The organism is Thauera sp., from assembly GCF_035444905.1.
Lineage (GTDB): Bacteria > Pseudomonadota > Gammaproteobacteria > Burkholderiales > Rhodocyclaceae > Thauera.
In genome coordinates, this window is sequence record NZ_DAOMPS010000091.1 from 1 (window position 1) to 8,416 (window position 8,416).

General features: G+C 64.1%; 8 protein-coding genes. 3 read left to right on the top strand and 5 right to left on the bottom strand.

Going from position 1 to position 8,416, the window contains the following annotated elements; translation table 11 throughout:
• Nucleotides 1-194: hypothetical protein (locus tag PLC66_RS21415; protein ID WP_324544223.1), on the top strand; the 194-nt coding region annotated here is incomplete at its 5' end.
• A gap of 65 nt (nucleotides 195-259) precedes the next feature.
• Here PLC66_RS21415 and PLC66_RS21420 read toward each other — a convergent pair.
• Entirely contained in the window at nucleotides 260-1,165 is a 906-nt protein-coding gene (locus PLC66_RS21420; protein ID WP_324544224.1) for a LysR family transcriptional regulator, read from the bottom strand.
• Between the two features lie 107 nt (nucleotides 1,166-1,272).
• On the opposite strand from PLC66_RS21420, the gene PLC66_RS21425 reads away from it, so the two are divergent.
• Nucleotides 1,273-2,439 carry a mandelate racemase/muconate lactonizing enzyme family protein gene (locus PLC66_RS21425; RefSeq protein ID WP_324544225.1) on the top strand — a complete coding sequence of 389 codons (1,167 nt, stop codon included), beginning with the start codon at nucleotides 1,273-1,275 and terminating at the stop codon, nucleotides 2,437-2,439.
• A gap of 276 nt (nucleotides 2,440-2,715) precedes the next feature.
• Here the strand turns inward: PLC66_RS21425 and PLC66_RS21430 are convergent, their stop codons facing one another.
• The 4 genes from PLC66_RS21430 to PLC66_RS21445 form a co-directional block, all read right to left on the bottom strand.
• Entirely contained in the window at nucleotides 2,716-3,243 is a 528-nt protein-coding gene (locus PLC66_RS21430) for a LysE family translocator (RefSeq protein WP_324544226.1), read from the bottom strand.
• 204 nt (nucleotides 3,244-3,447) lie between these two features.
• Nucleotides 3,448-5,163, bottom strand: coding sequence for an acyl-CoA dehydrogenase family protein (locus PLC66_RS21435; protein WP_138861352.1), 1,716 nt, complete (start codon nucleotides 5,161-5,163; stop codon nucleotides 3,448-3,450).
• Nucleotides 5,160-5,840 (bottom strand): TetR/AcrR family transcriptional regulator, encoded by a 681-nt coding sequence (locus PLC66_RS21440; RefSeq protein ID WP_138861353.1) that lies wholly within the window; start codon nucleotides 5,838-5,840, stop codon nucleotides 5,160-5,162. The genes PLC66_RS21435 and PLC66_RS21440 overlap by 4 nt, the downstream gene beginning before the upstream one ends.
• 84 nt (nucleotides 5,841-5,924) lie before the next feature.
• Nucleotides 5,925-6,602: a TetR/AcrR family transcriptional regulator gene (locus PLC66_RS21445; protein ID WP_138861359.1), complete on the bottom strand. Its 678-nt coding sequence runs from the start codon at nucleotides 6,600-6,602 to the stop codon at nucleotides 5,925-5,927.
• Nucleotides 6,603-6,676: 74 nt separating this feature from the next.
• Between PLC66_RS21445 and PLC66_RS21450 the strand changes: the two genes are divergently transcribed.
• Nucleotides 6,677-8,272, top strand: coding sequence for a 4-hydroxyphenylacetate 3-hydroxylase family protein (locus tag PLC66_RS21450; RefSeq protein ID WP_138861354.1), 1,596 nt, complete (start codon nucleotides 6,677-6,679; stop codon nucleotides 8,270-8,272).
• The last annotated feature ends 144 nt before the right edge of the window (nucleotides 8,273-8,416 follow it).

Genomic DNA, 8,416 nt, shown 5'->3' on the forward strand with positions numbered 1-8,416 from the left:
CGATGCTCGTCACGAGCGGTTCAGCACACCCCTACCGCGCGAGCGGTTTAGTCCCGCTGGGCGAAGCCGCCACTCGACGCGGTCACTCACGAGCAGCAGCCCGGCCATCTTCGCGTCAAGTCCTGGCGCGCAGGATACCGATAAAGCTTCTCGTGTACATCCTCGGCAACCCGCAAGCGAAATTACTTGCATGATTCGGAGAGCAGGCGCTATCTCCACACGAAAACTGTCTGCGATTGCAGCGCGATATACCGATCGGCTATGCCGCTTCGCTCGCCAGTTGCTCGACCAGGAAATTGATGAACGTCCTGACCCGGGCAGGCAGATTCTTCTTGCTCGGGTAGTAGGCGTAGAGATCCGCGCTCGGCAGTGTGAACTCGGGAAGAAGTCGCCGCAGCCGGCCGCTTTCCAGGTGCTTGATCACATCCCACTCCGAACGAATGACGATGCCCTGACCGTCAAGCGCCCAGCCCTGGACGATGTCGCCATCGTTACTGGACAGGGCGCCATGGACCTTGACGATCTCGGTGCGCCCGTCGACGAGGAAGCGCCACACGCCGTACGCATCGTCGTTCTGCCGATGGACGATGCAGCGGTGCCGGGTCAGATCGTCGAGCTTCCTCGGCGTGCCGTGTTGTTCCAAGTAGGCGGGCGAGGCGCAGAGAAAGCGCCGATTCGACATGATCCGGCGCGCATTGATCCGGTTGTCCGGCAACTCGCCAAACCGCACCGCGAGGTCGAAGCCCTTCTCGATCAGATCGATCGGACGATCCGTGACCTCCAGTTGCACCTCGACATCGGGATGCCGGGCGGTGAAGGTCGAGACGAGCGGCGCGATCACCGTCCGGCCAAATCCGAGCGGCGCGTTGACGCGTAGGCGTCCGCGCGGCGCGAGGCCGTTCCCCGAGACGATTTCGTCCAGCTCCCGCAGCTCTTCGATCAGGCGGCTCGCATGCTGGAGGTAGATCTCCCCCTCGGGCGTCAGGCTGATCTTGCGCGTGCTGCGATTGAGCAGTCGCGCGCCGATACGCCTTTCCATCGCCGCCAAGCGCATTGTGGCGGCCGGGGGCGTTATGTCGAGCGCCCGCGCGGCCGCCGATAAGCTACCCAGCCGGTTCAGCAGCACGAAGAACTCGAGCTCGGAGAGGCTTGCAGTCTTAAGCATTACTTAATAGTGATCTCATTTCAGGCTGAAACATGAGGGCGACGCTTATAACTATCCTAGCGTCACTGGAGCTGACTTACCAGCTTCGAGCCCTCAAGGAGACGCAGATGAAAATAGTGGAAATTCGCGAGAAGACCGTTCCGATCAGCTCCCCGATCCGCAACGCCTACATCGACTTCAGCAAGATGACGCTCAGCCTCGTGGCCGTCGTCACCGACGTGATCCGCGACGGCAAACCGGTCATCGGGTACGGTTTCAACTCCAATGGCCGTTATGGCCAGGGCACCCTGATGCGCGAGCGTTTCATTCCACGCATCCTGGAAGCCGACTCGGAAAACCTGATCGATGCCACCGGCAACAATCTGGACCCGCACAAGATCTGGAACTGCATGTTCACCAATGAAAAGCCGGGCGGCCATGGCGAGCGCTCGGTGGCAATCGGCACCATCGACATGGCGGTCTGGGATGCAGTGGCCAAGATCGAAGGCAAACCGCTCTTCCAGTTGCTGGCCGATCGATATGGCGACAGCCAGGCGAATCGCAAGATCTTCGTGTATGCCGCCGGTGGCTATTACTACCCCGGCCAGGATCACGGGAAACTGAAGGACGAGATGCGCAGCTACATTGATCGTGGCTACACGGTGGTCAAGAAAAAGATCGGCGGCGCATCGCTGGATGAGGATCTACGCCGGATCGACTCGATCCTGAGCGTGCTGCAGGACGGCCAGAAGCTGGCGGTGGACGCCAACGGGCGCTTCGATCTGGATACCGCCATCCAGTACGCCAAGGCGCTCTCGCAATACGACCTGTTCTGGTATGAGGAGCCGGGCGACCCGCTGGACTTCGAACTGCAGGCCACGCTGCGCAACTACTACGACAAGCCGATGGCGACCGGTGAGGATCTGTTCTCGATGCAGGATGCGCGCAACCTGATCCGCTACGGCGGCATGCGCCCCGATCGCGACTGGCTGCAGTTCGACTGCGCGTTGAGCTATGGACTGGTCGAGTACCTGCGCACCCTGGACATGCTCAAGCAGCATGGTTGGTCGGCCAGTCGCTGCATTCCGCACGGTGGCCACCAGATGTCGCTCAACATCGCGGCAGGCCTCGGATTGGGCGGTAACGAGTCCTACCCCGACCTGTTCCAGCCCTACGGCGGCTTCCCCGATGGGGTCAAGGTCGAGAACGGCTACGTCACACTGCCCGAGCTGCCCGGCATCGGCTTCGAGGGCAAGTCCGACCTGATCTGCGAGATGCGCAAGCTCGCGGAATAGGGGCTGAATCCAGCCCGTCGTCGAAGGGCGACGGGGGGACTTTGCGCATCACGAGGCGCTATCGGATGCGCTCTCGCCTTTTGGGAAAGCGGCTCGTCTGGCCGCGCGAGTTGGTTGCCGATTCGGCCAGAGTCTGGGGGCAGGGATCCAGCCGGTCTCCGACCGAAGGAGTCTTTCGAACGGCCACCTTGTCGGAACGACGTGCGGCAGCTGATGGCCGGACCTAGACCTTCGAGCCTACGACCCGCACGCCAGCTTGGCAGATTGCCTGGACCCTCAAGGCCGCGCCACATGCACAGCCACAAGCGCAAGCATGCCCACGGCAAACCCCTCGATGATCCGACGAGCACGTCCATTGACGCCGCCGGATGCTCCCGATGCCGCGACGACGTAGCCCACCATCCCATACACCACGGCGCACAGGGCAACTAAGACCGCTGAGAGTGCAAGCGCTTGCACGGCCACGTCGTCACCGACAGTCATAAAGTTGGGCAGGATGGAGAAGTAGACCATCAAGCCCTTCGGGTTGAGAAAGCTGGTCAGGAAACCCTTGCACAGCGAGGCGGGTCGCGGGCTGGCGTGCAGTGCAAGGTTGCCTGGCTTCAAGGCCGAGCGCAGCATCTGGATGGCGAGATAGCTCAGGTATGCAATGCCGGTCCAGCGCAGTGCCTCGAATAGCCACGGCGAGGTGGCCACCACGGCGGCAACGCCTAGCGCGCCCAGGACCGCGTGCGCGACGTAACCCGCAATCACTCCGACATTGGCGCGCAAGGCGCCCTGAGGCCCGCCGGCGAGACCTGGCAATGAACAGCAGGTCGGGACCGGGTGTGCAGACCAAGGGCAGCACGGTGGCTGCGAAGAGCAGCAACTGCGATGTTCTATAACTTTCGTTTTCGGATTTGCGCCGCACGAGACCGTGCGGTGCGCGCATTCAGCCAGAACGAACGCGAGGCCCCTCGCCTTTGCAGGCGGAGGGGCCTCGCGAGAAGCGGGGCGAACGGAAGAAGCTCAGCGCTTGACGCGTGCGCGCTCGACGATGATGTCCGCCTGCGCCTGGCTCACACCCGGCCCGAGGGTGCCGAACATGGCGCCCCAGCTGTTGATGCTGCCGCCGAGCCGGGTCTTCATGAAGACGTCGATGACCTCGGGCGTCGAGTGGCGCAGCAGTTCGGCGCCTTGCAGCGAGCGGGCGATTGCTTCGGACGCCGGGCGGGCGAAGAACTCGTCCTCCAGCATGGCGTCGAGCACCGGCCCCATCGCACCGACGTAGGCATCGAAGCGCGCATCCTGCCCGCGCACGTCAGCCAGTTCGGCGAACAGGGCGTCGCGGCAGCTCGCGTCCTTTAGCATGGCCCGGCGCACGTCCATGCACATCATGTTTGCCGTGCCTTCCCACACACTGTTGAGCGGCGCTTCGCGGTAGAGACGGGCCATCGGGCCGTCCTCGACGAAGCCGTTGCCGCCGTGGCACTGCAAGGCTTCGTTGGCGACCGCGACCACGCGCGAGCAATTGAAGTATTTCGCCATCGGCGTCGTCACCCGGGCAAAGGCCTTCTTCTGCGGATCGGCGTCGATGTAATCGGTCGCCTTGGCGATGCGCAGCGCCATCAGGGTGGCGGCCTCCACTTCCACCGCCATGTCGGCCAGCACGTTGGCCATCATGGGGCGCTTGGCCAGGCTGGAACCGAAGCCATTGCGGGTGGTGGCGTGGTTCAGCGCCAGCGTCAGGACCTGGCGCATCAGGCCGGCGGAGCCCACGGCGAAGTCCAGGCGGGTGAGGTGCGAGTGGGAGATGATCTCGCGGATGCCAGCGCCTTCCTGACCCACGCGGATCGCCAGCGTGCCGCTGTACTCGACCTCACTGCCCGCGTTGGAACGGTTGCCTGCCTTGTCCTTGAGTCGCTGGATGAAGAAGCGGTTGTAGCTGCCGTCGGGCAGCGTGCGCGGCAGGAAGAAGCAGGTAACGCCGCCATTGACCTTGGCCAGCGTGAAGAAGCCGTCCGACTGCGGCACGGAGCAGAACCACTTGTGGCCGGTCAGCTCGTACCAGTGCGCGGTGGCGCCGTGGTAGTCGGCGGTGTGCGAGAACGCCGCCGTGGTCTGCGTCTCGCGCAGGTCCGAGCCGCCCTGTTTCTCGGTCATCGCATACCCGATCACCACCGAAGGCTTGTCGCCCACTTCGCGGCGGCTGTTCTCGTAGACCGTGCCCAAGCACTTCTCGGCCCAGATCTTCAGCGCGGGCTCGTGGCTGAACCCCGCGTAGGAGGCATAGGCCATGCCGGTCGGGCAGCCGGTGCCCTGCTCGACCTGGTTCCACAGGTAGGAGAGCACCGCGCGCGCATAGTGCGGATGCTTCTCCTTGCTCGTCCACGACAGGGTCGGCACCTCGTGCTGCCAGGCGAGCGACATCAGCTCGTGCCAGGTCGGGTGGAAATCGACCCAGTCGATACGGTTGCCGAAGCGGTCGTGGGTCTTGAGCTCGGGAATATTGCGGTTGGCCTGTCGCGCCAGCTCCTGCACCGCGTCGTCGCCCGCCAGCTGGCCGATGGCGGCGCAGCGGGAAGCCGCCCACGGCGCTTCGCGCTCGATGGCGGCCTTCAGCACAACGTCGTCGTCGAAGGCGTTGAAGCCGCTCGGCATCGCCGCCTGGTTCTTGACGACGTGGGTCGAATAGCGGTCGGGGCTCGTCTTGAGGACGCTCTGGGCAGGGTTGGGTGCGTTCATGCGTGTCTCCTCTGGTGGGTGTCGAGTGAAGCGATCTTGTCGGGGTAGACCGCGACGGCCGCGCAGCACACTTCGGCGATCTGGCCTGCGAGGGCATGGACGGCCTCGGGACCCTCGCTGCCCGAACGGTCGAAATCGGTGTTGAGCGGCGAGAGTGGGCCGATAAGGCTTTCCATGAAGCCGCCCACGATCACCGTGGCGGCGATGCTGGGGTCCAGGTCGGCGCGGAAGTCACCCGAGGCCTGGCCGTCCTTGACGATGCGCATGATCTGTTTGCTGATGGCGTGGCGATACACCAACCGCGCCTCCTCGATCTCGCGGTCGCAGGGCTCGGCGATCAAGGCGTAGGCCAGGCGCCGGTTGCGCATCGCACGCTCGACGAAGGCCGAGACCGCCACATGCAGGGTCTGATAAGCCGCTTCGGCGTTGTTGGCGATGGCCTCGAGCACATCGACCTCGCGCTGCGACACGACCGACAGCACCTCGACGCACAGGTCCGCCTTGGAGGGGAAGTAGCGGTAAACCGAGCCGGTCGCGATCCCGGCTGCGGAGGCGACGTGACTGATCTGTGCCTCGCTCCAGCCCCCCTCGGAAACCAGCCGGCGGGCAGCGTCCAGGATGCGTTTGCGGTTATCGGCGAGGCGTGCCTCGACGCGTTCGGTCTTGCGATAGGCCATGATGAAGTGAACTTTAATTCAGCGAGTGAACCATAGTTCAGTTCTTTTTGGCGTGCAAGCCCCTGGCGAGGCGTTTGCGTGTGCTCAGGTGCGTGGTGCAGGGAGGCGCGCGAGGAGGGCGTCCATGTAGCGCTCGAAGAGCGTGTCCGGGTTTTGCTTGAACAGGCGGATGCGCCCGGTGTTGTTCAGCACGAGCACACCGACGATGTGCGCGAACACGGCTGTGGTCTCGGCGATGGCCTCGTCGACGCGCAGGCCCAATGCCGTGAGCTGAAGCTCGACGGGGCGCAGGGCCGCCATCAACTGTTCGTTGAGCGTCTGGTTCAGCTCGGGCGTCAGCCCCCGGGGCTTGACCCCATTGAACAGGTAGAAGCCGAGGTCCAGCTCCTTCGGGTTGTCGCGGTAGAACGTGTAGAAGGCGCGGGCCTTGGCCCGCAACAGCTCAGCGGGCGCGCCGGAACGCACATCGGCGGCAGCGACGACCGCGTTCAGGCGTTGCAGGGATTCGCCCAGCAGGGCGCCATAGATCTCTTCCAGATTGGCAAAGTAGCTGTAGATGGCGCCTGGGGTATAGCCCGCCCGCTTGGCGATCTCGCGCAGGCTCGCGCCATCCAGGCCGAGCTCGAAGAACGCAGCTCGCGCAGCATCGAGGATCAGCGTGCGGCGCGCCTCATTGAGCGTGCGTTCGCGGCGCGCGCGCGGTTCGCCCGGCGTCGTGCGAGCGCCGGCTCCTTCGTTACGGGCAATCGTTGACTTAGGCATGACACGAATTCTACACTGGCCTAATAATTGAACACTGTTCAATTTCATAAGCACGCCACCAGAGAGGAGTCGCCATGTCAGCCACGCTCACCAGCGGTTTGATGGACGGTCAGGAGTACCGGGAGTCCCTGAGAAAGTACAAACCCACCGTCTATGTCGATGGACAACGGATCGAGTCCGTCGCCGATGCGCCTTCTCTGCAACCCGGGATCAACGCCCTGGCGGTCACCTACGACTTCGCGCACGACCCGGCGCTGGCGCCGCTGATGCTCGCGAAGCAGTCGGTGTCGGGCAAGACGGTCAACCGGATGCTGCACATTAACGAATCGGCCGGCGACTTGCTCAACAAGCTCGAAGCGATCCGCGTGCTGTGCCAGGAGACGGGCTGCGCGCAGCGTTACCTCGCGCACGACGCCCTCAACGGCATCGGCCAGGCCATGGCCAAGCTGGACGACGCTAAGGGTTCGACGGAGTACCGCGCCAGGTTCGCCTCCTATCTCCAGCGCGTCCAGGATGAGGATCTGACACTGGGCATCGCGATGACCGACGCCAAGGGCGACCGCAGCAAGCGCCCCAGCCAGCAGCTGAACCAGGACGTCTATGTTCATGTGGTTGAGCGCAACACCAAGGGCATCGTGATCACTGGCACCAAGGCCATCGTTACCGGCGCACCATACGTGCATGAGTTCCTGGTCATGCCTTCGCGAAACATGCGCGCCGACGACAAGGATTTCGCGCTGTGCTGTGCCGTGCCAGTCGATGCGCCGGGGGTGACCATCGTCGCCCGGCCGGCCGGACGTCCCGGCGAGAAGCCAGAGCACGGCGCACCGCTCTTCTCACGCAAGTATGGCCAATCGACCGGCGTGGTGATCTTCGACAAGGTCTTCGTGCCGTGGGAGCGGGTGTTCCTCGCCGGGGAATGGGAGTTCTCGGGGGACGTCACCTACAACTACGCGACCCACCACCGCCACAGTTGCATCGCTGCGCGCGCCGGCTTCGGCGATCTGCTGATCGGCGCCGGAGCGCTGATGTGCGAAGCGAACGGCCTCGATCCGGACAAGAAGGCCAACCTGCGCGACCCAATGGTCGAGTTGATCAAGATCACCGAGGGTTTCTACGCCTGCGGCGTGGCGGCGAGCGTCTATGCGGTGCAGGACCCGCACTCAAGAAGCTTCATGCCCGAGCCGGTGTATTCGAACATCGGCAAGCTGCTGCTCTCGACCCAGATCTACGACATGCACCGGCTCGCGCACGAAGTCTCTGGCGGCCTGATCGTCGCCTTGCCCGGCCCCGACGAGGACCACAACCCGGCGACCGCTGCCACGCTTGCCGAAGTGCTGCGCGCCAACCCGAGCGTTCCCTACGACAAGCGGATCGAGGTGTCACGCTTCATCGAGGATCTCACCGCCTCCTACCAGGGGGGCTGGTACTCGCTGATAAGCCTGCACGGCGGCGGCTCGCCGACTGCGCTGAAGCAGGAGATCTGGCGCCACTACCCGGTCGGCAACAAGGTCGAGCTGGTCGAGCGTCTGCTGGATCGCGGCGTGCTGGCTGACGACACGCGGGCGATCAGCAAGAACAAGCAGCCTGGGCGCTGTTGTGACGCCGGGTGCAGTCAGCCGGGCCAGACCTTCATGGTCGATCTGCCGAAAGTGAGCAAGCCCGCGTGATCGACGTTGCCGCCTCAAGGCTTGAAAGCGGAGAGGCGGCAGCGTTCACTCCTGGCGCCACCCTCACGAAATCGGGTCCATGACGGGTTTTGTTCAGCTTTGTTCGACGCCTGCCCCTGCCTCGCGGCGATGAAGGTCCGCCCC